Raw genomic sequence first — 24,676 nt, forward strand, 5'->3', positions numbered from 1 at the left:
GATATGCGTATGAAAAGGCCATTTTTATCATTGTTGACTGTTGTGGGATTATCAGTGTCATTGCTGGCCGGGTGTGGAAACGGAAGCGAGATAAAAAGTACAACTACCACCGGTGGAAGCGCTGCTGCATCGAGCGACCAGGTGAAATTTAACTTCTACTTTACGGGCTCTCAGAACGTCAAGGATCTGTGGGATTCGCTGGAGCCAATGTTTGAGAAACAGCATCCGGATATCGACGTGAACCTGGTTTATATCCCGTCCGGTACTGGCGCTGAGCCGACCTACGACCGGATCGTGGCTGCCAAGAAAGCGGGTAAGGGCTCAGGAGACATTGACCTGTACGAGGACGGAATCACTTCCGTCGCGCAGGGCATCAAGGATGGTGTTTGGGAGCAGCTGAACGAGAAGGACATTCCTAACCTGAGCAAAGTTAACACGGACACGATGAAGGATGTGGACAATTTCGCAGTTCCGTATCGTTCGTCCGCCGTCGTTCTGGCCTATGACAGCAGCAAAATCTCCAATCCGCCAACTACGCTGGACGAGCTGTTGCAGTGGATTAAAGCCAATCCTGAGCAGTTCGCCTACAATGATCCGTCAACGGGTGGTTCCGGCAGCTCGTTCGTGCAGACGATTGTCTACAAGGACCTGCCGGAAGAAGACATCCACAACTCTGATCCGGCGATCATGGAGAAGTGGGACGGTGGTTTCGACACGCTCAAAGAAATCGGACCTTATGTCTACGGGCAGGGCATCTATCCGAAGAAAAACCAGGGCACGCTGGATCTGTTGATGAATGGGGAAGTGTCTTTAATTCCGGCCTGGTCCGACATGGTGTTGCAGCAGCTGAACGAAGGTTTGTTGCCGGATACCATTAAGATGCAGCAGATCACGCCGGGTTTCAACGGCGGACCAACGTACCTGATGGTCAACCAGGAGTCGGACAAGAAGGATGCGATCAATGAATTCCTGAACTTTGTCCTGTCCCCTGAAGCGCAGGAAGTGATCGTTGACAAAATGAATGGTTTCCCGGGCATTGAGCTCTCCAATATGTCACAGGAAATGCAGAATAAGTTCGACGGTGTGGCCGAAGGCTTCCGCACGTTCAACATCGGGGATCTGGGCACGGAGATTAACAAACGCTGGCAGAGCGACGTTGCTGCGAAATGAGTAAGGAAGCCAGACAGTCGATCACAGGCCTGGCGATGGTGCTCCCCTCCTTCGCCATCCTGTTGATCGTTGTCATTATCCCGATTGTTCAATCCTTCATCATGAGCCTGAGCAACGGCTCGGGCGGATATGATCTGAGCCGCTATACGTATCTGTTCACTGATAAGGGGATGCGCAGCAATATCGTATTTACGCTTCGGGTGACTGCCATTACGTGCGTTGCCGTGATCTTGGTCAGCTACACCCTGGCGATCTATATGCGCTTCAACCAGGGGCCGATCGTCAATCTGATTCGTAAAACATACATGATCCCACTGTTCATCCCTGGAGTCATTGCAACATACGGTCTGATCAACTTGCTTGGCAACCATGGCTGGCTGGCCCGTATGCTTGAGGTGGTCGGGATTACGCTGCCACGCATCATCTTTGACGAGAAAGGAATCATCATCGCCAACCTGTGGTTCAACATTCCATTTACGACGATGCTGCTCAGTTCCGCACTTTCGGGTATTCCTTCATCGATCATTGAGAGTGCAAAGGACGTGGGTGTAGGCAGGCTGACGCTGTTTACTCGGTTTATTTTCCCTCTGTCGTATAAGACATTTCTTGTTGCCCTGACCTTTGTCTTCATGGGGGTCATCGGCTCGTTCACTGCGCCCTATCTGATCGGAGCCAACTCTCCGCAGATGCTTGGTGTCTCCATGCAGCAGGTATTCAGCGTTTTTCAGGAGCGTGAACAAGCCGCAGCGATTGCTTTCTTCTCATTCCTGCTCTGCTCGGTGCTGGGTGCTTTCTACATCCGGTCGATGGCGGAAGAGGAAAAGGCGAAGATTTAGACGAGTTCCAAAAAGCTGAAGTGCTCCTTTATAGGGAGCGCTTTTCTTTTTTTTTGATGGAAAACAGGATCAGTACTTTCTCTATTTGGCAAAGTTGAAAATTAACAACCCGTTTACATCACAATGATACATAACGAATACTTTAGCTTTAACATTTAAGATGACAAACAAAGGAACGAGGACTCACACATGAAGAATTATCCGATCATAGCCTCCATCACGACAGATGAACAAATTTCACAAGCGATAACAAGCGAAGTGCAGCGAGTTATTCTGATGACAGGCAACATTACCAATCTGGGTTCAATCATAGAGAGTTTGCATCAAAGTGGCAAAAAAGCTTATGTGCATACCGAGATGGTATCCGGGATTGGACGAGATGCCTCAGCAATTCAATATCTTGCAGATGTGTTCAACATCGACGGGATCGTGACGACAAAGAGCAACGCAGTTTCTGCGGCCAAGCAAGCGGGCATATTAAGCATTCAGCGCATATTCGCCATTGATACAGCAGCAATTACGACTGCGGTTCGTATGATTATGAGCTATAAGCCTGATGAGGTTGAACTGATGCCGGGGTTAATGCCTCGAGTCATTCAAGAACTGAAAGAACGCATCTCGCAGCCTTTGATTGTGGGTGGCCTTATCCGGTATGAGGAAGAAATACAACAAGCATTAAAGAGCGGGGCAGATTTTGTTTCAGTAGGCCATGAGAAGTTCTGGAATTAATTAATTTCATACATTTATCCTTGGGTGGAGACGACGAGAAAACCCGGTGGTAAGTAAATCAATACAACCTTGATGTTGAAGGAGGGTGATTTGCTGCTGGGTTTTTTGTGTTGTCCAAAAATATATAACAGGAGGTAACAGAACATGATCATTCAAGCAGTTGCGCATCGCGGCTATCCAAGTAAGTATCCTGAAAATACGATGTCTTCCTTTTTAAAGGCGGTAGAGCTTGGGTTCACACATCTCGAAATAGATGTTCATCTCAGCAAGGATGGAATTCCAGTGGTGATTCATGACCATACGCTTGACCGCATGACAAATGGAACAGGCAGAGTGGCTGATTATACTGCTTCGGAGCTGCAATCTTTAGAAATCAGGCAAGATGAACATATTCCAACCCTTGAAGAAGTACTGCGTGCTTTGAAGGGTAAGATTCAACTTAACATTGAGCTCAAGCAGATGGGAAACTATTACCCTCATCTGGAGGAAAGGGTACTTGAAGTTATCGAGGAATTGAGCATGCTGGATCAGGTGGTAATTACGTCTTTTGATTTCGATGCCCTGGAGATGATCAGGGAACGATCTGGCGATGTACGCATTGGCCTCATTACTTTCGGCTGTTCGAAAGCTATTCTGGACTGGTCATTAGAAATGGGTGCGACGTTCTTGTCCATACATCATGCTTTTGTGACCGAGCATTACATTCATCAATGCAAAGAATTAGGAATCCAATTGATGGCGTGGACAGTCAACGAGACTTCCATCATGAAAAAATTTCAGGAGTATCCTTCCGTATGGGTCTGCACTGACGAACTGGAAAGCTTCATAGATGTATTGGAGTTGTCCAGCTCACTGTGAGCGGGCAGGAGTAATGTCATGGAAGATGTATATGCTTACGATGCTTATTGCTTTGATCTAGACGGGACCATCTATATTGGCCAGATGAGACTCCCTGGCGTGAATAGCTTTATAAACAACTTGCGTTCACGAGGCAAGCGCCTGTTGTTCCTTACCAATACTCCCGTTCATACCAAGGAAGATTGCTACCAACGGCTGTTGAGTTTGGGCATTTCGTGCCAGCCTGATGAAATTCTGACTGCAGGTTACCTTTCGGGAATGTATTTTGCAGAGCATGCGCCGGACGCCAAGGTGCTGGTTGTAGGTGAGGTGGCTTTACGGAGGGAACTTCGGGCACTTGGGATAGCCATTACCGAGGATCCATATCAATCAACACATGTATTAGTCGGAATGGATCGGAAATTTAACTATGATAAGCTCCATCTGGCGGCAAAAGCAGTGCGCCACGGAGCGGCTCTGCTTGCAACTAATCCGGACAGCTGTTGTCCCGTTCAAGGGGATATCATTCCGGATACCGGAGCCATTCTAAGTTCGATTGAGGCGGCCAGCCAGCAGAAAGCATCGATCGTGATTGGCAAGCCTTCCCGCTATTATGCAGAGAAGGCGCTTCAGCTATTGGACGTGGATCGCAGCAGATGCCTCATGATAGGTGACAGGCTCGAAACAGATATTTTATTTGGACAGCAAAATGGAATGAAGACTGCGCTCGTGCTTACGGGGATCTCTTCAAGAGAGGATATCGGAAAGACAGATATCGTTCCGGATTATATATGGCCTTCATTCAGCGAATTCATCATGGAGCAGCAGGCCCATCCAAAGCCTTCAAATGTGTTGCAGGTGGAGAAGGCTTGAACCGCTAGGTATCCAAAATAAAGATGGAGGTGGCGTTTATGCGTCTGGCATTACTTGGTGATCTTCACTATTCATGCATGAGTCACGGGACGGAAGAAATGAGGGCTGCAAGATTCCGGGCATACGAGCATATGCTCAAGGCTTTTCTGAAGGAGGATGCGGACTATCATATCTCAATTGGTGATTTAACGCATGAAGGGACAGCTGAGGAACTTCGATCCATTTTCTCCATGCTTACAAAAAGTGAACGGAAATTCATTCATGTGCTGGGTAATCATGATACGTATTCACTGCCAAAGCATGAAATTTACACGCTATCAGGACAGGAGCGCTACCGGGCTATTGATACACCTCACGTCAGGCTGATTTTTCTGGATACTACCCAGGAAATGAATCGAGAGGATTGGGGAGGAGAGCTGGACGAAGAGCAGCTGACATGGATTAAAGGCCAACTTGCCAATTCACATGAAAAGCAAGTGCTCGTCTTCGGGCATCATCCGGTATTCGATACAACTGCGCGCTCAACACTAGATAAGCTTTACATCCGTCCGCAGAATGAACTGAGGGGTATATTCAATAGTCGGTCAGGTGGAGGCATCTATTTTTGCGGGCATAACCACATGAACTCCATCGTTAAGCAAGAAGAATGGCATTATGTACAAACTGCAGCTTGTCTCGATGTACCAGCATACCGCGTTATTGAAGTTCATGAGGGCGAAGTAGTCGTTGCTCACCAACGAATGCTGGATGCTGATCTCATGAATGATATTCAGAGCTTTTGTCATGATACGCCGGGCTTTGGACCTGTCGCTAATGCAGTGGGTGAAGAAAGCGACCTTATCTTATCCGTTCGAATAACATCGGCCGCACAATAATGTGAAGAAAAAGGAGGGAATGTCGTGGCTCAAATTGTGTTAAAGCAGATCGAAAAAAGCTTCAAGCAGGATAAAGTTATCGAAGGTCTCGATCTGACCATTGAGGATGGTTCCTTTACGGTATTGGTCGGTCCGTCTGGCTGTGGAAAATCGACGACACTCCGGATGATCGCAGGACTTGAGAAAGAAACAGGTGGTGAAATTTGGATTGGGGACCATCGTGTCAATGGAGTAGAGCCAGGCAAGCGTAATGTGGCGATGGTATTTCAAAACTATGCATTGTATCCAATGATGACAGTCAAGGAGAATATTGAATTCGGATTAGTAAATCGCAAGGTGCCTCGGCCCGAACGTGAGCGTCTTATAAAGGAGATCACTGAGGTCGTCGGCCTGGCAGAGTATTTGCATAAGAAGCCGCAGGCTCTGTCCGGAGGTCAACGTCAGCGGGTTGCCTTGGCTCGGGCCATGGTTAAAAGTCCCGCAGTCTTCCTGATGGACGAGCCATTGTCGAATCTGGATGCCAAGCTACGCCATCAGATGCGCACGGAACTGATTCAGCTTCACAAACGGCTGGGCGCAACCTTTGTTTTTGTAACTCATGATCAGGTTGAGGCCATGTCGATGGGAGATCGCATCGTCATCATGAATAAAGGGCGTATTCAACAAGCAGACAGTCCAATGAAAATCTACAATGATCCGGATAATGTTTTCACAGCGCAGTTTATCGGTACACCGCCGATGAATGTGATAGATCGTGAACGTATCCTGCCTTTGTTGAATGGACAGCTTCATGATGATATTGGCCATATTGGCTTTCGACCAGAGAAAGCAACGATGACGCTTGAGAACAGACCGCAGACCGGGCATATTCAGTTCTCGGCTCATATCATGACACGCGAGACACTGGGAGCAGAGATCATCTATCAACTGGATTCCGCGCTTGGACTTATCGCCGTGAAGAGCTTCTTGAAACCGTTGGAGTCAGCCTTTGAGGTAAACATCAACGTGTCTATGCAGGACCTGTACTATTTTGATCGGAAGGGTGAACGTGCTCGTCAGCATGAGCTGGCCGAAGCGGGAGAGCTGATTGTCCTGGGAGGAGGATATTCATGACCGTCTGGTCCAAGCTCCGTCCCTATGTGTTGGTGGCCCCCTCCATCACAATATTCTCTATTTTTTTCCTTTATCCGATCTTCTATATGATCTTCTTAAGCTTTTACAACTGGGATTTTATTAATCCAGTCAAGGAGTTCGTGGGCTTCAACAACTTTGTTGAACTATTTAAGGATAGTGCATTTCTTCAGGTGTTAAGCAATTCCTTGAACTATACGCTTCTTTCCGTATCCTTATCCATTGTGATCTCGCTTTTGCTTGCGATCTGGCTGAATCGGGAAGGGGCATGGTACGGGTTTGTTCAGGGGGCACTTTTCAGTCCGCATATTGTTTCACTTGTATCGGTATCCCTGGTGTGGATGTGGCTGATGGATCCCAAATTCGGTTTGCTTAACGGTTTGCTTGATATGGTTGGCTTGCCTAAGCTGGCATGGCTGAGTAGTCCAGACAGTTCATTGCTGTCGCTTGTGCTTGTATCGGTCTGGAAAGGCGTAGGCTATAACGCCCTCATCTTCATCGCAGGCCTCCAAAGCATTCCCAGGGATGTGTATGAAGCTTCAGCTCTGGACGAGGCCAATTGGTGGCGCAAATTCTACAAAATTACGCTTCCCATGCTTTCGCCGACACTATTTTTCTTAATAATCATCAATCTGATCAGTTCATTCCAGGTGTTTGAGACTATTGCCATTATGACCAACGGGGGTCCGATCAATTCAACCAATACGCTCGTCTTTTACATCTACGAGTATGGATTCCGCTACTTCAAGATCGGTTATGCATCGGCAGCAGGAGTTATACTGCTCGTTGTCGTTGGTCTGCTTACGCTAGTCTACTTCAAATTGCTGAGCCGCAAGGTTCACTACCAATAGAGAGGAGAAGGGGAATTTTATGGCAAGGAAGTCATTGCTGCGTACGTTCAATATTACTGCCACAATAGCATTGGTTGCGATTTTTGCTATCCCTTTTCTATGGATGATTTCAACATCTTTGAAGTCTTACCCGGAGACGGTGATTTTTCCACCCAAGTGGATTCCCTCCAAGGTGATGTGGAGCAATTTTCAAGCGGCGTGGGAATCGGGGCCTTTTTTGAAATATCTAATGAACAGCGTTGTTGTATCGGTCAGCGTACTCGTTCTTCAATTCACGACAATAATATTGGCAGCCTATGCTTTTGCAAGATACTCCTTCAAAGGAGACAAGCTATTATTCGGGATAACGATGGTGACCTTGATGATTCCTGGTCAGCTCATTTTCCTACCTGTGTATTTGTTAATGAGCAAGTGGGGACTCATTAACAATTTGCTGGCACTCATTTTGCCCTTCTCTTCCAGCGCCTTTGGCATATTCATGCTCAGGCAGTCCTTCAAGCAAGTACAGGAAGAGCTTATTGAAGCGGCGCGACTTGACCAGGCGCCGGAATGGAAGATCATTCTTAAGATTATGGTACCAATGGCGCGTCCTACGTTAGTAACATTTGCATTGTTCAGCTTCATTGCACACTGGAATGATTATTTCTGGCCGCTCGTGATGACAACCTCCGATGCAGCAAGAACGCTTCCGATCGGGATTTCTAAGCTGCGCGAGGTTGACGGAGGAGCTGCCTGGCATATTTTGATGGCTGGAAACATGATTTTGGTCGTTCCGATTCTTATTGTTTTCTTATTTGGACAACGTCAAATTATTAAAGCATTTGTCTATTCGGGTGTTAAATAATCAGATTAACAGGAGGGTTTATTCATGAAAAAATTTGGATCTGTTTTGTTAGCGGCAACGCTTGCTCTTACGATGACTGCTTGTGGTGCTTCTAATTCTGATGGTTCAACCGGAGCTGCTTCCGGGAGCAATTCCAATGATACGGCCAACAAACCAATAGAGATTACATATTGGTACTCTTGGGGAGACAAGATCGCTGAGAACAATGAGAACTTGGTAAAGATGTTTAATGATTCCCAAGATGAAGTGATCGTGAAGGCGGAATATCAAGGGACGTATGCAGATCAGCATTCTAAGGCACAAGCTGCTTTTGCAGCGGGCAATGCCCCCGAAGTATGGCAAAATGAAATTGCTTCAGTGGGTGTGTTTGCGGAATCAGGCATGACGCAGGAGTTGACTTCTTTTGTGGAGAAGGATCAGCTGGATATGGAAGATTTTATTCAAGGGCTCATGGGGAATTCCTATGTGAATGATAAACTGTATGCTCTTCCTTATTTACGCAGTACCCCGATCCTGTACTTTAATCGTACGATGCTGAAGGAGGCGGGTCTTGATCCTGCTGGACCTAAAAATTGGACAGAGTTTGAAGATTATGCACGCAAGCTAACGATTAAGGATCAGCGCTACGGCATCTCGATGCCTGTTGATATTTGGCTTTATGAAGCTTTTGTGAGACAGAGTGGAGGCACGATGATCAGCGAGGACGGAAAAAGTGCGGCATTCGATAATGAAACCGGCATTGAACCTGTGAAGCTGTGGCTTAAGATGAAGGATGAAGGCATTATGAGCATCGGTACGACCGATGATGCAGGTACGCAAGCCAAAACGGATTTCCACAATCAGCGTTCAGCGATGCTGTTCTCCTCAACTGCGGATCTGACCAATAATATGAAGGTTGCAGAAGAGCAAGGCTTTGAACTCGGAACGACATTTATGCCTGCAAATGATACGTATGGAGTGCCGACAGGCGGTGCCAATTTGGTTATGACTTCTGGCCTGTCGCCCGAAAAACAGGAAGCGGCGTGGAAGTTTATCAAGTGGATGACCTCCAAAGAACAAACGATTTATGCAAGCTCCTTCACGGGCTATTTGCCTAGCCGAATCAGTGCAGTGGAGAGCGATGAAATGAAGAAGCTTTATGAGGAAAAGCCGCTGTTCAAGGTGGCGGTAGACCAACTGGAATATGCGGGTCCACGTCCAATGCAGAAGGTTTATCCAGAAATTGGTGAGATGATCAAGAATGAGATTCTGCGTGCGGTTGTGGATTCTTCCGTTTCAGCAGAGGACGCTGTAGCTGAAGCGGCGAAGAAGGCCAATGCCTTGCTGAATAAGTAGAGTTATAATTTAAAGAGACCAAGGAGCTAAGCGGCATATGTCCTGCTTAGCTCTTTGCTTTTGTTGGTGGTAGGCTCCGTGAGATATGTAGTTATATTTCCATTAGGATCATTTAAATTGATGAATTGACCTATAGCGAATACCGCACGTATGTCTCATTCGCACAGGCAAGTAGTCCACTTCTCGCGTAAACTGAAGTAGATTCAGTAGAGCGAGGTGAAAATCCATGGCTAAAACCAACGAAATACGCCTAAAGGCAAAGCGGTATAAGGCCCGGCCCGTCTGCGTGACTCTTCATAATGGTGAAACGTACATCGGTTACATTTCTGACGTGAATAACGGAGGCGTGGTGCTTACCGGGGGAGGAAAAATATCGCGCACGGCGACTACAGGGGACAGTTCCCAGCGTTCCAATAGAAAGGTCGCTTCACGCAGCAAAAATGGTCGTTCTCCGAATCGGAAACGGGTAAATGGTACACGCAAGCCGTCTACCCGCTCGCGCGCAGTGTCACGTGCGCAGGTTTCGTCCTTTCTTCCCATGATGGGCTCGCTGTTTGGTGGGCTTGGTGGTGCGGCTTCGGCTGGAGGTATACTTGGCGGCGGCATGCGGCTGTTTGGCATGATCCAGCAATTCATGCCTGTCATGAAAATGGGCTACGGCATGATCAAATCCATCCATCCATTTATGGGTGCCGTCAAAGGTCTGATGGCTCCGCCTAGTCAGGCCGAAGAAGAAGAGGTATAATGCGATATTCAGCCCCTTTGAAGACGGAAGGGGCTTTTCTTTTTTAGTGTCAAGGTGTTATTGATAAATTGAGTTATAAAAAAAGTTGCGAAGCTTTGACCATTTGGATATGATTATCTAATTGGTTGTTTCAGCTTATACATTTAATTGATGATAAAAGATAGTGAGGTCAGAAAACAATGATTGCAAAAACAGAAGAAGACTTTAATGGTTTGAAGGAAATTGGCAGAATTGTTGCCTTTATTAGAGATGAATTGGTACAAAGAACAGTTCCTGGCATAACGACGAAGGAACTTGATGATATAGCTGGAGAGCTTTTTGAGAAAGAAGGCGCAGTCTCAGCTCCAAAAAGTGCATATAATTTCCCTGGCTATACTTGCATTAGTGTTAATGAAGAAGTGGCACATGGTATTCCGGGGCAACGGGTTATTCAAGAAGGAGATCTAGTCAATATAGATGTTTCTGGCTCGAAGAACGGCTATTTCGCTGATACAGGAATCTCGTTTGTAGTAGGCGAAGGAGAAGAAGTGTTAACGAAAATATGCGACGTTGCTAAACTAGCATTTGAAGCAGGTCTTAAGAAAGCAAAACCTGGTTCCAAAAAAAGCGGCATCGGAAAAGCGGTATTCTTAACTGCAAAACAGCATGGATTAACCGTTATTAAAAACCTTACAGGACATGGTGTTGGACGTAACATCCACGAAGCACCAGATCATATTTATAATTATAACGATACATCGGATGATGAGTTATTAAAAGAAGGCATGGTTATTGCATTCGAACCATTTATCTCAACTTTAGAAGAACAGGTGTATCAAAAAGAAGACGAATGGACCTTTGCTACAGAAAAAAGCTATGTGGCTCAAATCGAACATACGATCATCCTTACTAAAAATGGTCCGATCATTGTCACACAATAATATCAAGACCATTGTCTAAGGTCGATTTCCCAAGTGGGAAATCGGCTTTTTTTTGATGCCCCTTAACAAAAAGGTTCGAGGAAGGAGGGAATGAGCTATATGGAATGATGTACAATAATAATATTGAGGAACAAAAACTACAATTGTTAAATTGTGTTGAGGAGCGGATGAGTTTGAACAGAACAGTCATACTGGAGCGTCTTCAATCACAGCTGTGCGAGGGAAATCACATCATCGGTGTCTCGACAGGCACGGGGATTACAGCGAAGTATGCAGCTCAGAGTGGAGCGGATTTTATATTAATGCTGAACTCCGGCAAGTTTCGCCAGATGGGGAGGAGCTCTCTAGCCGGCTTTTTGCCGTTTTGCAACAGTAATGATATGGTGATGGATTTTGCATCAAGAGAAATAGTGCCGCTGGTGAGGCATTCTCCCGTACTCTTTGGACTGAATGCGAATGATCCAACCATAGAAATGGCTGATTATATAGAGGTAATCAAGAGGAGAGGTTTTTCGGGAGTCAACAACTATCCTACAGTTGGCCTGATCGACGGATTGTTCAGAGAGGCTCTGGAGGAAGACGGTATTAGTTATGACATCGAGGTTGAGGCCATACGCTTGGCCCATCGACAGGATTTGTTTACGGTGGCGTTCGTATTTGATGAGCTTCAGGCGGCCCAGATGATTGAAGCGGGAGCAGATGTAATCTGTGCTCATCTCGGTCTGACCGAAGGCGGGTTATTGGGTGCACGGAAGGTTGTATCCTTGGAGGCCGCCAAATCAAAGGCACTTCGTATTTTTGATACCTGCAATCAGCTTAAGCCGGATTTGATCAAGATGATTTATGGCGGTCCGGTAAAGACGCCGGTCGATGTCCAGTACATGTATAGCGACAACACAGACATTATGGGGTATATTGGCGGGTCTGCTTTTGAACGAATTCCTTCCGAGAAGTCGATTACGGCAATTACTCGCGATTTTAAACGCCTGGGTAAACTGGATGAGGACGATTTTATGGTCAAAATGCTGAAAGGCATAACCCAGCATTATGATTACGTTGAGTTTGTCAAAGAGTATGTGGCGCAAAACTATAGTAGTGAAATTGTTTTTTCGGATCTGGCCAAAGTTGCTCATGTTTCCCGCAGCTATTTGAGCAGTTTGTTTAAAAAGGAGGTTGGCTGCAGCTTTCAGACCTATCTGGTGAGCTTCCGCATCAATAAAGCCGTCACGCTTCTTCATGCGCCGCAGCTTCAATTATCCGAAGTGGCTGGGATGGTTGGGTATCCCAATTACGCACAATTTAGCAAAATGTTTAAAAAGCTCAAGGGCTGCTCTCCCAAAAAGTACAGATCTAACCTAAACACAAAAACACAGAACATAAAAGCGTTTTCATAAATAAACAGGACCAGTATGATGAAGTTATAGCGATCGTACTGGTTTTTCTGTTAGCGAAAAAATCAGCATGCTACCTGCGATCGAGCTTGGTTTCTAAAGAGTCATACGAGGAGGCCTTGGAATGAAGACCGTCGCAATCATTGGAACGTTTGATACGAAGGGCGATGAATACCTTTACATTAAAAGCATTGCAGAGGAGCTTGGGTTGGGGACATTGATGATTCATACAGGTGTATTCGAATCTTCCTTTGTTCCGGATGTGTCCAATCAGGAAGTTGCCCACGCCGCAGGCATGGCCATAGAAGAACTTGCGGCAAAGAAGGATCGGGCTTTGGCTACAGAGGTTTTGTCCATAGGATTGAAGAAGCTGGTGCCACAGTTGTACAAACAAGGTAAATTTGACGGAATCATTTCCTTTGGTGGCACTGGTGGGACCTCACTGGTCACACCTGCCATGAGAGCTCTGCCGATTGGAGTCCCTAAGGTGATGGTATCAACCGTTGCTTCTGGAAACACAGCTCCATACGTAGGCACGAGTGATATTGTCATGATTCCGTCGGTGGTGGATGTAGCCGGATTGAACTCCATTTCTACGAAAATATTTACAAATGCATTATTTGCGATTGCGGGCATGCTCAAGTTTGAGCATAAGCACAAACCGGATAAGAAGCCGCTGGTTGCAGCTACGATGTTTGGAGTGACAACACCATGTGTGACAGCGGCAAGAAAATATTTGGAGGAGCGGGGCTACGAGGTGCTTGTGTTCCACGCCACGGGCATCGGAGGGCAGTCGATGGAGGCGTTGATTGAAGCAGGCTTTATTGAAGGGGTATTGGACTTGACGACGACGGAGTGGGCGGATGAAATCATCGGCGGTGTCTTAAATGCGGGGCCGAATCGCTTAGAGGCTGCAGGCCAAAATCGCATTCCGCAGGTAGTCTCAGTGGGCGCTTTAGATATGTGCAATTTTGGGCCGAGCGATACTGTGCCGGAGAAATTCAAGGATCATAAGTTTTATCAGCATAATCCGACGGTAACCCTGATGAGAACCACAGTGGAAGAGAATGAGCAGATCGGCAGGAAGCTTGCGGAGAAGCTGAACATGGCAAAGGAACGCACCGTGCTAATGCTACCGCTTAGAGGCGTATCCGCAATTGATGTGGAGGGGGAGCCTTTCTACGGACCGGAGGAGGACCGGATGTTGTTTAATACCCTGCGCCAGCATATCGATCGCACAATTGTTGAAGTGATTGAAATGGATTGTGCCATCAACGATCCAGCCTTTGCAGAGGCCGCATCACAAAAGCTGATCGCTCTCATGACATCAAATTCCTAACCAATCCAATAAGGAGGATATACGAAATGAATAAGCTGAACAGATCAGAAATTATGGACAAATTTAGGGGAGAGGTAAAGCAGGGTAAAATTCTACTAGGTGTCGGGGCAGGCACAGGGATTACGGCCAAGAGCAGTGAAGCGGGCGGAGCAGATATGTTAATCGTATACAATTCCGGTCGGTACAGAATGGCGGGCCGCGGCTCGCTGGCGGGCTTGCTCTCCTATGGAGATGCCAATCAAATCGTCGTTGAGATGGGAGCCGAGGTGCTGCCCGTCGTCAAACATACGCCTGTTCTGGCAGGGGTGTGCGGCACCGATCCTTTCCGAATAATGGAGGTTTACCTGAAGCAGTTGAAGGAGCAGGGCTTCAGCGGAGTTCAAAACTTCCCAACCGTTGGTTTGATTGATGGGGTGTTCAGACAAAACCTGGAGGAAACCGGTATGGGGTACGACCTGGAGGTTGAAATGATCCGTATCGCCCATGAATTGGATTTGCTGACTACGCCGTATGTTTTTGATCCTGCTCAGGCAAAAGCTATGGCGGAGGCGGGGGCTGACATTTTGGTTGCGCACATGGGGTTGACGACCAAGGGCTCCATTGGTGCAAAAACAGCACTGACCCTGGACGACTGTGTACAACGAATTGAGGCTATTATTGAAGCAGGGCGGGCTGTGAACCCGGAGATCATGATTATTTGCCACGGTGGACCCATTGCAGAGCCGGAGGATGCGGCCTATGTCATGGAGAGAACGAAGGGCATCGATGGATTCTTCGGCGCATCCAGCATCGAGCGCTTTGCGGCAGAGAAAGGCATTACACAGCAGACGGAGTCCTTCAAGTCGATTCGGACATAGTATTCAACCTAACGACAGTCAATTATTTGGCTGTCGTTTTTTTATCCATAGGGGAAGAGGAGACTCTCAACTCCTCATATGAGCGCTTACAATTTACTGTTGCGATCAGCCCTAATGTTCAGTAAATTGGGAGGTATACACCGATGGGAGGGCTGAGCAATAATCATGTTGACCAGATGGCTGCGACGAATAACGCCAGGCACGTTTAAACACCGAATACTATTTTCGTTTCTGTTATTCCTCCTGACGCCTATAGCCATATTAGTTCTCTACAACTTCCGAGAAACGGAAGTTATGCTCCAGCGGGATGCTTCGGACATTAACGTCAAGCAACTCGAAGGCATCAAAGCCGATCTTATTGATTTGATGAGTCTTGTGATGAAGACTGGGATGCTGCTGGATCAGGATTCTGTCCTCCGCGAAGTGATGCAGAAGCCGGAATTATATGATGCCATCCATCGAAAGCGAATTGTGGAAAATAAATTCGCTAGTATTGAAAACAGCTTTTTCCTTACGGGAGCTACCGTATTCTACACATTGATCGATTTAAAAGGAAACGCTTACACTTCCTATACGCCAGAGAATTCTCTGAATTATGCCCACATCAGTTCCGAGCCCTGGGTACAGGAACTGAAGAGGACTGAGGGACAACGGTACGTATGGAAATCCAATGATTTGACGACCGGCGTTCGTGAGAGAAAAGGAAATCGGATGCTGAGCCTTTACGAAGTGCTGCGTGACGACGGACTAAAACCATTTGCTTATGGACGTTTTAGTATCGATTATGAAGCTTGGTTTCAGGAAAAAACAGAGGAAAATACATTCGGCAGCGATAGGGAAGGAGCCTATTTTCTAATGGATGGATATGGGAATATTATGCTTCAATCCAAGTCGGGAGACAACGTACCCTCTACCGTGTCATCTGCCATTACAGCAGCAAGTCAGAGTCAGGGACAGGATACCTCCTCCCAATCCATTGTGAACAATTATATGATGTATACCTATAGCAAAATTCAAGAGCTTGACGGTTATCTTGTGAAAAAGATACCCCTGTCCTTGTTATTTGAAGAAGTGAACAAACAGAAGCTGAGGTTCTATACCGTATATGGGGCAATCCTGCTGCTGTTTGTGCTGCTGACTTACTTCATTTCTTCAACCGTTACCGGTCCTTTAAAGCATCTTCAACGAAAGATGGAGACAACCGTAAAATTGAATTTGAAGACAAAGCTGCCGGAACAAGGAAGAGGTGAATTGCTGGCGCTAACCCGAAGCTTCAATTTCATGATCGCAGACATCAATAATCTGTTGGAACAGTTAAAGCTTGAGGAGCGGCAAAAGCAGTTTGTCCGATTTCAGGTGTTACTTGGTCAGATGAATCCTCATTTTTTGCTGAATACGCTGAATACAATCAAGAGCATTGCACTGGATAAGGATGATGATGAGATTTATGAGATTTGTGTATCGCTAGGAAAAATATTAGAAACTACGCTGAATTTGGAGGTTGATCTTATTCTTCTGAAGGAGGAGATTGTGCTAATCGAATCCTACATGGATATCCAACGGAAACGATTTGGACATGGCATCGAGCTCCACTATGAAGTTTCCAGGGATCTGGAGTATGCACTGATTCCGAAATTTTGTCTGCAGCCGCTGGTAGAAAATTCGTTGATTCACGGGTTTGGACAATCACAGCTTGAGGGGCGGATCGACATTCGTGCATCAATCCACCATTCGCTGCTTATTTTGGAGGTTGCGGACAATGGTATAGGAATCAAAAAATCCCAGGCGAATCAGTCCTACCGGAAAAGAAAAAGCATTGGCGTACAGAACCTTCGCGAGAGCTTGGAGCTTATGTTTAAGAACCAGCCAACAGGACTTCGGATAGAGTCGACGGAGGAAGGAACGCAGGTCATCATGCATTTCCCATTATTGTTATCCAAACCATATTTGAAGGAGGGGAGCACCATTGTGGCGCACATTGATCGTTGAAGATGAACAGTACGCAAGAGCAAGCTTGCGCAAATTGTTTACAAAGGCGAATATCCCGTTTGAAATTATCGGTGAGGCGGTAAATGGCGAGGAAGGTTTGCAGTTGATTCGGGAACTGCAGCCCGATGTTGTCATTTCCGACATTTTCATGCCGTTAATGGATGGCATCCGTTTACTCCAGCTCACGAGAAAGGAAGGACATGAATGCCGATTCGTTATGTTGACGGCAGTAAGTGAATTCGAGTATGCCAGACAAGCATTGGAATACGGGGCTTCAGGTTATTTGATGAAACTTTCTCTGGATTTGAAGGAACTGAAGCAAACCATGGACAAAGTAGCCGGAGAGCTGACGAGAATGGATAAGCTTCGCCTGGCAGATAAATGGTTCCCAGACAAGACTGCCCTAGAACCAACAGATCATCCAGAGCTGAACCGAATGATTACCTACATTGAGGAGCATTTCGCCGAGGATGTGACATTAAAGAGATTGGCTGAATATGTTCGCATGGATGCCAGTTATGTCAGTGACTTATTTAAGAAAAAGATGGGGATCACGATGACGCATTTTATTCAGAACCGCCGCGTTCAAGCAGCGAAAATGCTGCTGACAGAGACGGAGAAAACGGTGAGTGAAATAGGCAGGTTGGTAGGCTTTGAGAACGACAATTATTTCATTAAAATATTCAAGCGGTGGTGCGGGTTGACCCCGAACGAATACCGAAAAGAACAAAAAATCGTTCTATGAATATCCAAACACCGTTCATACCCCCAATGTCAGGCTGGTGATAAAGTTAAAGACGTAGTAAGCAGCTTATCAACTTGATAAGGGGGACTGTAAATGAAATATAGAAATTGGTTAAAGGTTGCTTTGATTACGACTTTGACAGCTTCGATGCTCAGCGCATGCGGAGGGGCTAACAACGAGGGAGCGAGTGCAGGATCGGCGAATCAAAATGCTGGTGAGACCATTAACCTCACGCTTTGGGGAGCTGTTCCTGCTGAGGCTGGACCTCAAGAAGTGATTGACAGCTGGAACAAAGAAAATCCTGACATTCAGGTCGAGTACTTCCGTTATGTAAATGATGACCCCGGCAACCTGAAGCTGGATACGGCGCTCATGACGGGTCAGGACGCAGACTTGTTCGTCAACTACACGATTAACCGTTTACAGAAACGTGTTGATGCAGGAGTTGCTTTGGATCTGAGCAGCAGAACAGATTACAACATCGACGAGCAAATGGGGGTAGACGCCGCTCAATGGAAAATCGGGGATAAGTATTATGGTATTCCGACAAAGAAAAACATGTTATTCATCTGGCTTAACAAAAGCATGCTGGATGAAGCCGGTCTTCCGATTCCTCCCGTTGATTGGACGTGGGATGACTTGAGAGAATATTCGAAAGCGCTAACAAAATCGAATGTGTACGGTCTTATGCAGCATGATGCTGCCTTTACCGCTGCAATTGACGGTACCATTGCGGGCCTTGGCGTATCCACGCCGGAAGGCACATCTAACTTCAATAATGATCTTTGGAAAAAACAGCTTCAAATCGTGCATGACATGATGTTTGTGGACAAATCGACACCCGAATATGGAGAACAAGTAACAAGCAAGATGCCAGTAGACACAATGTTCCTCAAAGGGGAGGCAGCTATGTTAGCGGCAGGAGAATTTATTTTCCGCAACGCCAATAACCTGAAGGAATTTCCTCATGACTTCAAAATCGCATTCGCTACAATTCCGAAAGTATCTGCCGATCAAAAGGATTATAAATATGCTGGCGGTTTAGGTGATATGCTCTCGGTTAATGCAAAATCCAAGCATCAGGATGCGGCATGGAAATTCGCAAAGTGGTATGCGGACGGCGGAATGTTGCCAATGGCAAGTGGAGGACGCCTTCCATCCTCGAAGAGCGTTGATAACAAGCAGGCAATGGACCTGCTGCTCAAGGGTGTTGAAGACAAATACGATACAGAGTCGATGAATAGCGTTGTGTTCGGAGAGTTCCCATCATTCCAGCTAAATGTACCGCAGCAAGCGCTGGATGCCCGCAAGGAAGAATACGAGAAATACTTCCTGAATGAGCAGGATATCGATACAACGCTTAAGAATATGGCCAAACGCCATCAGGAATATATCAAATAATCAAATAATCGAATATTGACAATATCCCTAAGAGAGAAGAAGGATTCTTCGCTTCCGTCTTCTCTCTTTGCTGTATTTAAAAGTTCCATACGAGAAGAAAGGCGGCGTTTTCTGTGAAAAGGAACAGCTGGATTCGGAAACAAGGCTGGGTTGGCTACGTATTTATTTTGCCTAATATGCTCGGTATCCTCGCATTTTTTATTCTGCCAGCCTTGTACTCCTTCTTTATGATGTTCACGGACTATCAATTCGCCAATCCGAATTGGACGTTCACCGGATTAGATAATATCAAACGCCTTTTTGGTGATGATCAGTTCTATGCTTCAATCAAATACACGATCATATTCCTGATGTCCGTTCCGGTCTCATTGGCAATTGCATTTCTCGTTGCTCTTGTGCTTAACCGGAGCGTGTATTTGAAAGGATTGCTTAGAGGTATGTTCTTCCTGCCATATATCTCTAGCGGTGTTGCTGTTGCTTTTGTATGGATGCTGCTGTTCCAGCCGTCCCAGGGACCGATTAATGAAGTGCTTCGCTTTATCGGCATTGTATCGCCTCCGGGCTGGTTCGCTGATTCGAGTTCGGCGATGTATGCCATTGACGTCGTGCAAATATGGTTTATGTTAGGCTACAACATGATTATCTATCTGGCAGCCCTGCAGGAGATTTCGACTGAGCAACTTGAAGCGGCACGTATTGACGGTGCAGGGAAAGCAACTATTACATGGAGGATTGTATGGCCGCTTGTTAGTCCAACGACATTTATGCTATTGATTACGGGGCTGATTATGACGGTCAAATCCTTCTCTCTCATCCAAGCGATTACGGGCGGCGGCCCGAGCGGAAGCACCACGATTCTGTCGTTGTTCGTCTACAAAACGGCATTTAGCTATTATGAGATGGGCTATGCATCAACCATTTCCTGGTTCCTGTTTGCGGTTATTCTTGTCATTACCATCATCCAATGGGTCGGCCAAAAACGCTGGGTCCATTACTAGAGAGGAGCTGACCCAATGTTTAGAACAACGAAGACACGCTCGGTTAAGCTTTCTGTAACGATCCTTATGTTAATTGCAGGGTTGTTTATGATTGTTCCTTTTTTATGGATGCTCAGTACTTCCTTCCAGACCCCGAGTGAAGTATTCCGCCAATGGCTTCCTTCGAAGCTGGACTGGACCAGCCATAAGCGAATCTGGACGGGAAACTATAATTTTCTTCCTTATTATTTGAACTCAATTAAGATTGCCGTGATTGGTACAGCTGGTGCCGTTTTTTTGTCGGCCTTTGCTGCTTATGGCTTCGCCCGTACGAAATTTAAAGGACGTAATACCCTCTTCATCGTGTATCTATCTATGATGATGATACCTCCACAAGTCGTTTTTGTTCCGAAGTTTATCCTGTTTAACTGGCTTCATATTTATAACACACATTGGGCATTAATTCTGCCAGCCATGTTCTCGATATTTGGTGTATTTATGCTCCGTCAATTCTTTCTCAGTATACCGAACGAGATTACAGAATCTGCATTACTCGATGGTGCGGGTCATTTTCGAATTTTCTTCAAGCTGGTGTTACCGTTAGCGAAACCAGCGCTTGCAACGTTTGCGATTATCGATTTTTCCTGGCAGTGGAATGATTATGAGAATGCTCTGGTTTTCCTGCAGAGTCCAAAGCTTTATACGATTCCGCTTGGTCTACAAAATTTCGTTTTGGAAAACAACGTTGATTATAACGGAATGATGGCAGCTTCTTCGGCAGCGATTATCCCTATGATTTTAATCTTTCTGCTTGGTCAGAAATATATTATTCAAGGTGTATCCAGTTCAGCTGTAAAAGGCTAATTCAAAGGAGGTTTATATCATGAGACGCGAAAAACTATTATTCGATGTTACGGTCATTGGCGGAGGACTTTCCGGGATTTGTGCCGCTATTGCAGCGGCAAGATTAGGTCAAAAGGTTGCACTCGTGCATAATCGTCCTGTACTTGGCGGCAATTCCAGCTCCGAGGTACGTGTATGGGTATGCGGTGCAACGGGGCATGGCGTGAATCGTTATGCACGGGAGACCGGCATTATGGGGGAATTGTTCATTCAGAATCAACAACGGAATCCGGAAGGTAACCCCTATTTGTGGGACGTTACTTTGCTGGAGGCAGTAAGAGCCGAGCCTAATCTCACTTTGTTTATGAATACAGATGTTAGAGAAGTAGAAGCAGACGGTGAGAAGGATGCAAGGATAATTCGTAGCGTGAAAGGCTGGATGATGGGCTCCGAGCGTGAGATTACGTTTGAAAGTGAGATGTTCCTTGACTGTACTGGTGACGGACTCATCGGATTTCTCGCTGGAGCAGCATACCGGATTGGCCGTGAAGCCCGTCATGAGTTCGGGGAAGAATGGGCACCGGAAGTTGCTGATGATATTACGCTTGGCAGCACACTGCTGTTCTATACGAAAGATACCGGGAAACCGGTACGGTTTGTAGCCCCATCGTTTGCTAAAGACATTACGACAACCCCAATTCCGCTAAAGCGTGTGATACGCAGTGGAGATTCCGGCTGTCACTACTGGTGGATTGAATGGGGCGGAGAGCTGGATACGGTACATGAGAATGAGCAGATTCGGGATGAGTTATGGTCAGTTATTTATGGCGTCTGGGATTATATTAAGAACTCCGGCAAGTTTCAGGCCGAGGAGATGACGCTGGAATGGGTAGGCTCGATTCCAGGCAAACGCGAATACCGCCGCTTCCTTGGTGATACGATCCTGACGCAAAATGATGTTATCTCTCAGTGTCCATTTGAAGACCGCGTCGCCTTTGGCGGTTGGTCCATCGACCTGCATCCCCCACAAGGGATGTATGCAAGCGAGAGCGGCTCCAAGCATCTGCATGCAGATGGCATTTATCATATTCCGTTTGGGTGCCTGTACTCCCGAAATGTCAGCAATCTTCTGTTTGCGGGACGTAATATCAGTGCATCGCATGTTGCATTCGGAACAACCCGCGTCATGGCAACTTGTGCGGTAATGGGAGAAGCAGCAGGTGCAGGCGCTGCCTTGTCGGTAATCAAAGGCATCACGCCTCGTGAACTGCGAGAGCAGCATTTGACCGAATTGCAACAAACGATGTTGCGGACCGATGCCTCAATTATAGGACTGAGAAATATGGATTCTGCTGATCTTGCGAGAAGGGGAACCATCACGGCTTCAAGCACGATGAGTCGAATTTTGATCAACGAACCTTCCGAGGAGTACCGGTTGGTCGCTGACGTTGGATGGCTTTTCCCGACCGAGAGTGGAATTGAAGGATTTACTCTGTTGGTCTCTGCCCGGGAAGCGACAAGTCTGACTATAGAACTATGGGATACAGGTCGCCATGAGAATTATGTACCGGCAAACTTCAAGCAAGCTGTGGACATCCAAGTCGATGTAGGTGAAAAACAATGGTTGGATGTGCCTGCAGACAGTGCAATGTTTGGAGGCGATCCTTGTAATGTATTTGTCATTGTTCGTGCGAATGAAGCAGTCAGTCTCTACACATCAGTTGTCCCGATCAGCGGTGTCCTTGCGTTTGAGCGGGGAGTCAAGCCAATAGTCAGCTCTGATCTGGAGGATCATCAGCCGAATCAGCCCGTTATCGAATGGTCGATGAAGCGCCTTGTCCGAAAGCCATTCTGTTTTGCAGTTGAGACTGGCGCGTATTCACCTGATAAAGTCATCAACGGCTATGTCCGTCCGTTTGGCGGTCCACAGCTGTGGGTATCAGAACCCATCGCTAATGGCCGTGAAGAATGGGTTGAAGTCAACCTTCCAGAGCCAGTGGATATTCGGGAAATACACCTTACCTTTAATGACGATGTTAATGAGGATTTGATCAATTTGCATCATCACGAGACACCGTTTCTGATCATTCCGGAGTTGGTTAAGAGCTATGAGTTGCAGGCATATATTAATGGGGAATGGGAACGTTTTGCTGGTGATAGCCATAACCTTACTCGCAAAAAGATTCATCGTCTTGAGAATCCGATACAATCAAAACGGATTAGGGTCATCATCAAGGAAACGCACGGCGGTGATCGGGCAGAAGTGTACGAAATTCGACTATATGAATCTTATAGATGACGGCCCTGCGGGGATCTACTAAGAGTTAGCTCATCTTAAGGGATATCCTGCACATAAAATAATAACCTCCTACCTAAAGCAAAACTGTAATTTGCTCTAGTAGGGGGTCTTATTATTGTTTTTAAGCGAACTTTGGTTTCCAACATGAAGCGAATAAGAGAATCTAGTGGTTAAGCCAAACTCTTTTTTAAGATAAATGATTTGACTTACAGTTAACTCTATGTCTTATACTCCGAATAGGAAAGAAAAATAAGTGGCTTTTCTGGAGTAGGGCAGTTACAATTTGTTAGGATCAATAGATGTGGGGTGTGGACGGGGGATAGGTAATGCATGATGGGTTGTAATGACGATTCAAATAAACTAAATTACGTAATGAATTGGAGATTTAATCAACAATGATAAAGAATAAAAATTGGAATGTATTTGGCCTGGCATTGTTGCTGGGTTTATTTTCAACGTTAGGTCCATTTACGATTGATATGTACTTACCGGCTTTTCCTGAGATTGCAAAGAATTTCAATACAAGTGCATCACTTGTTCAGTTTAGTCTTACTGCTTGTTTATTAGGTCTAGGTGTGGGGCAGCTCGTTATGGGTCCTTTGAGTGATGCTCACGGTAGACGTAAACCGTTGTTAATCTCCATGGCAGCCTATATTATTTGTTCCTTGGCGTGCGCTTTTGCTCCTAATATCGGACTATTAATTTTGTTTCGTTTCACTCAAGGATTTGCGGCTTCAGCAGGAATTGTCATTTCTCGTGCGATAGCTAGGGACCTTTATAGTGGACATGAACTCACTAAATTTTTCTCTTTGCTGTTGCTTGTAGGGAATTTGGGGCCTTTGGCAGCACCGATTGCTGGAAGTGGCATTCTTTCATTCACGACATGGATTGGTGTGTTTATTTCACTCTCATTTTTGGGCATTTTCTTATTAATAATGACCAAATGGGGTTTGAAGGAGTCCAACCCGCCTGAACGGCGCATGGCTCCCAACTTCAAACAACAGTTGGGCAATTACAGAACGCTACTACGTGACCGCAAGTTTGTTGGCTATATGCTTGCACAGGGAATCATGACGGCTGGGGTATTTGCATATGTAGCAGGAACACCATTTATATACCAAAATATTTATGGAGTCACACCAACTGTATTTGCTATATTGTTTGCTTCGAACGGGATCAGCCTGATCATTGGTTCCCAAATTGTGGGTCGGTTAGCACAACGTATACCTGAGCAGACTCTTTTATTATCTGGACTGTGGCTTGCTTTAGCGGCAAGTGTTGCAGCCTTGGTGGTAACCTTAGTTCATGGCCCGCTGTTCGCATTGGTCATTCCATTGTTCTTCTTTGTTTGCTCCATCGGTATTACGTCTACTGCGGCATTTCCACTTGCGATGGAGAGCCAAGCCAAGATGGCTGGAAGTGCAGCAGCACTGCTCGGCGTGGTTCCTTTTCTTTTGGGCGCCCTGGTTGCTCCTCTGGTTGGTATCGCAGGTGAAGACACTGCCGTCCCACTTGGACTCACTTTATTAATGACCAGTCTCGTTGCGATTCTTACGTACTTCCTACTCGTTAAAAAAATATCGCATCACACACCTCAACATGCTCAGTCTGATTCTAACTTTTAATTGAGAATATGAGGGATTGATTCTATTAGATATAAAAAACCGTTGAACTTTAAATTTAAAGAAT

General features: G+C 46.1%; 22 protein-coding genes. All 22 read left to right on the forward strand.

Annotated elements, in window-relative coordinates; all coding sequences use genetic code 11:
• Window positions 1-3 precede the first annotated feature (3 nt).
• Window positions 4-1,170, forward strand: a complete 1,167-nt coding sequence (locus tag MHB84_RS26210) for an extracellular solute-binding protein (RefSeq protein WP_076289306.1) — start codon at window positions 4-6, stop codon at window positions 1,168-1,170.
• The gene (locus MHB84_RS26215; RefSeq protein WP_076289307.1) at window positions 1,167-2,006 is read left to right on the forward strand and encodes an ABC transporter permease; all 840 of its coding nucleotides are present in this window, start codon (window positions 1,167-1,169) and stop codon (window positions 2,004-2,006) included. The genes MHB84_RS26210 and MHB84_RS26215 overlap by 4 nt, the downstream gene beginning before the upstream one ends.
• A gap of 189 nt (window positions 2,007-2,195) precedes the next feature.
• Entirely contained in the window at window positions 2,196-2,735 is a 540-nt protein-coding gene (locus MHB84_RS26220; RefSeq protein WP_076289308.1) for a glycerol-3-phosphate responsive antiterminator, read from the forward strand.
• Window positions 2,736-2,879: 144 nt separating this feature from the next.
• Window positions 2,880-3,593: a glycerophosphodiester phosphodiesterase gene (locus tag MHB84_RS26225; RefSeq protein WP_076289309.1), complete on the forward strand. Its 714-nt coding sequence runs from the start codon at window positions 2,880-2,882 to the stop codon at window positions 3,591-3,593.
• Between the two features lie 18 nt (window positions 3,594-3,611).
• On the forward strand, window positions 3,612-4,445 hold the full coding sequence (locus MHB84_RS26230) for an HAD-IIA family hydrolase (protein WP_076289310.1): 834 nt from the start codon (window positions 3,612-3,614) through the stop codon (window positions 4,443-4,445).
• A gap of 38 nt (window positions 4,446-4,483) precedes the next feature.
• A complete protein-coding gene (locus MHB84_RS26235; protein ID WP_076289311.1) occupies window positions 4,484-5,320 on the forward strand; it encodes a metallophosphoesterase family protein in 837 nt (278 codons plus the stop codon).
• A gap of 24 nt (window positions 5,321-5,344) precedes the next feature.
• Window positions 5,345-6,433, forward strand: coding sequence for an ABC transporter ATP-binding protein (locus MHB84_RS26240; RefSeq protein ID WP_076289312.1), 1,089 nt, complete (start codon window positions 5,345-5,347; stop codon window positions 6,431-6,433).
• On the forward strand, window positions 6,430-7,302 hold the full coding sequence (locus MHB84_RS26245) for a carbohydrate ABC transporter permease (RefSeq protein WP_076289313.1): 873 nt from the start codon (window positions 6,430-6,432) through the stop codon (window positions 7,300-7,302). The genes MHB84_RS26240 and MHB84_RS26245 overlap by 4 nt, the downstream gene beginning before the upstream one ends.
• Window positions 7,303-7,321: 19 nt before the next feature.
• Window positions 7,322-8,146: a carbohydrate ABC transporter permease gene (locus MHB84_RS26250; protein ID WP_076289314.1), complete on the forward strand. Its 825-nt coding sequence runs from the start codon at window positions 7,322-7,324 to the stop codon at window positions 8,144-8,146.
• A 24-nt stretch (window positions 8,147-8,170) separates the two neighbouring features.
• Window positions 8,171-9,481 (forward strand): ABC transporter substrate-binding protein, encoded by a 1,311-nt coding sequence (locus MHB84_RS26255; RefSeq protein ID WP_076289315.1) that lies wholly within the window; start codon window positions 8,171-8,173, stop codon window positions 9,479-9,481.
• Window positions 9,482-9,707: 226 nt separating this feature from the next.
• Window positions 9,708-10,226, forward strand: a complete 519-nt coding sequence (locus MHB84_RS26260; protein WP_076289316.1) for a hypothetical protein — start codon at window positions 9,708-9,710, stop codon at window positions 10,224-10,226.
• 179 nt (window positions 10,227-10,405) lie between these two features.
• Window positions 10,406-11,146 carry a type I methionyl aminopeptidase gene (map, locus tag MHB84_RS26265; protein WP_076289317.1) on the forward strand — a complete coding sequence of 247 codons (741 nt, stop codon included), beginning with the start codon at window positions 10,406-10,408 and terminating at the stop codon, window positions 11,144-11,146.
• A 167-nt stretch (window positions 11,147-11,313) separates the two neighbouring features.
• Window positions 11,314-12,540: a phosphoenolpyruvate hydrolase family protein gene (locus MHB84_RS26270; RefSeq protein WP_076289372.1), complete on the forward strand. Its 1,227-nt coding sequence runs from the start codon at window positions 11,314-11,316 to the stop codon at window positions 12,538-12,540.
• Window positions 12,541-12,661: 121 nt separating this feature from the next.
• Window positions 12,662-13,876, forward strand: coding sequence for a Tm-1-like ATP-binding domain-containing protein (locus tag MHB84_RS26275; RefSeq protein ID WP_076289318.1), 1,215 nt, complete (start codon window positions 12,662-12,664; stop codon window positions 13,874-13,876).
• A gap of 26 nt (window positions 13,877-13,902) precedes the next feature.
• Window positions 13,903-14,733 (forward strand): phosphoenolpyruvate hydrolase family protein, encoded by an 831-nt coding sequence (locus MHB84_RS26280; protein ID WP_076289319.1) that lies wholly within the window; start codon window positions 13,903-13,905, stop codon window positions 14,731-14,733.
• Between the two features lie 165 nt (window positions 14,734-14,898).
• Window positions 14,899-16,722, forward strand: a complete 1,824-nt coding sequence (locus tag MHB84_RS26285; RefSeq protein ID WP_076289320.1) for a cache domain-containing sensor histidine kinase — start codon at window positions 14,899-14,901, stop codon at window positions 16,720-16,722.
• A complete protein-coding gene (locus MHB84_RS26290; protein WP_076289321.1) occupies window positions 16,700-17,467 on the forward strand; it encodes a response regulator transcription factor in 768 nt (255 codons plus the stop codon). Before MHB84_RS26285 ends, MHB84_RS26290 begins: the two co-directional genes overlap by 23 nt.
• 93 nt (window positions 17,468-17,560) lie before the next feature.
• Entirely contained in the window at window positions 17,561-18,868 is a 1,308-nt protein-coding gene (locus MHB84_RS26295; protein ID WP_076289322.1) for an ABC transporter substrate-binding protein, read from the forward strand.
• Window positions 18,869-18,981: 113 nt separating this feature from the next.
• Window positions 18,982-19,866: a carbohydrate ABC transporter permease gene (locus MHB84_RS26300; protein WP_076289323.1), complete on the forward strand. Its 885-nt coding sequence runs from the start codon at window positions 18,982-18,984 to the stop codon at window positions 19,864-19,866.
• Between the two features lie 15 nt (window positions 19,867-19,881).
• The gene (locus MHB84_RS26305) at window positions 19,882-20,709 is read left to right on the forward strand and encodes a carbohydrate ABC transporter permease (protein ID WP_076289324.1); all 828 of its coding nucleotides are present in this window, start codon (window positions 19,882-19,884) and stop codon (window positions 20,707-20,709) included.
• A 19-nt stretch (window positions 20,710-20,728) separates the two neighbouring features.
• Window positions 20,729-22,987: an FAD-dependent oxidoreductase gene (locus tag MHB84_RS26310; RefSeq protein WP_076289325.1), complete on the forward strand. Its 2,259-nt coding sequence runs from the start codon at window positions 20,729-20,731 to the stop codon at window positions 22,985-22,987.
• A gap of 395 nt (window positions 22,988-23,382) precedes the next feature.
• A complete protein-coding gene (locus MHB84_RS26315) occupies window positions 23,383-24,612 on the forward strand; it encodes a multidrug effflux MFS transporter (RefSeq protein ID WP_076289326.1) in 1,230 nt (409 codons plus the stop codon).
• Window positions 24,613-24,676: the final 64 nt, after the last annotated feature.

This window comes from Paenibacillus sp. FSL F4-0087, from assembly GCF_038020215.1.
GTDB classification, from domain to species: Bacteria; Bacillota; Bacilli; order Paenibacillales; family Paenibacillaceae; genus Paenibacillus; species Paenibacillus taichungensis.